Genomic DNA, 455 nt, shown 5'->3' with positions numbered 1-455 from the left:
AACACTCCCAGGCACCACAGCGCCGCCGTGGAATCGACGACGAACGTGGCCACCACGGCGAGCGCCGCGATGATCAATGCGAATCCGGTGGTCACGACGCCGCCGGGGGTTCGGTACGGGCGTTCCATGTTCGGCTCGTTGCGTCGGAGCACGATGTGGCTGACCATCATCAGAACGTAGCTCAGCGCCGCGCCGAACACGGCCATGTTGAGCAACATCCCACCCTGACCGGTCAGCGAGAGCAGGAAGCCGATGACGCCCGGGACGATCAAGGCGAGCGTCGGGGCCTTGCGAGAGTTGGTGATGGACAGTGTCTTCGGCAGGTACCCGGCACGCGAGAGCGCAAAGAGCTGACGCGAGTACGCGTACATTATCGAGAAGAAGGACGCGATCAGTCCGGCCAGGCCGATGTAGTTGACGATCTTGCTGGCGGTTCCGTCACCGAGGGCTTCCAC

Annotated in this window: 1 protein-coding gene; it reads right to left on the bottom strand. The window is 63.5% G+C overall.

Annotated features, from left to right (window positions below; translation table 11 throughout):
- Positions 1-455: amino acid permease (locus ARTB_RS21375; protein ID WP_243182282.1), on the bottom strand; the 455-nt coding region annotated here is incomplete at both ends.

This window comes from Arthrobacter humicola, assembly GCF_022803015.1.
Lineage (GTDB): Bacteria > Actinomycetota > Actinomycetes > Actinomycetales > Micrococcaceae > Arthrobacter > Arthrobacter humicola_A.
Note: the sequence above shows the minus strand (reverse complement) of the source record. Positions and strands in the feature narration are given on the sequence as shown.